This window comes from Mycobacterium sp. 1245805.9, assembly GCF_001672915.1.
Taxonomy (GTDB): domain Bacteria; phylum Actinomycetota; class Actinomycetes; order Mycobacteriales; family Mycobacteriaceae; genus Mycobacterium.
Window position 1 is genome coordinate 1 of record NZ_LZKR01000181.1, and the last position, 560, is coordinate 560.

Genomic DNA, 560 nt, shown 5'->3' on the forward strand with positions numbered 1-560 from the left:
GCGTTCGGGCCGGAGTCGATGGCGATCAGCGTTTGGATGCAACGCCCGGCGCCCGGGGCCGCCGATTGCGGCGCCGTCGTGATCACCTGGCCCGCGGACGGGCTGCCGCAGTCGCCCAGCGCGCTGGACAGCACGTGCCCCTTTTGCGTGCTCACGGCGCCGCAATCGGCGGCCCCGGGCGCCGGGCGTTGCATCCAAACGCTGATCGCCATCGACTCCGGCCCGAACGCGGGCGCCAAGACGCTGCTGGAGTCCTCCCCCGGTCCCGGCCAGCCCCATTTCGCGGCCGGCGATCGCGTTCGGCTGGTCCGGCAGGTCGACGAGCAGGGCACCACCAGCTACGCCTTCTACGACTTCGAACGCGGCTGGCCGCTGGTCGCGCTCGCCGTCGCGTTCGCGGTGGTGATCGTCGCCGTGGCCCGCTGGCGCGGGCTGCTCGCGCTGGTCGGCATCGTCGTCGCGTTCCTGGTGCTGGTGGTGTTCCTGCTGCCGGCGCGGCGCGCCGCCGCGCCCGCCGTCCCCGTCGCGCTGGTGGCGTCCGCGGTCATCCGCTACGCGGC

General features: G+C 74.5%; 1 pseudogene. It reads left to right on the top strand.

The annotated features are described in order from the left end of the window. Nucleotides 1–144: 144 nt before the first annotated feature. Nucleotides 145–560 (top strand): annotated as a pseudogene (locus tag A9X00_RS24215) (YibE/F family protein); the annotation flags it as partial.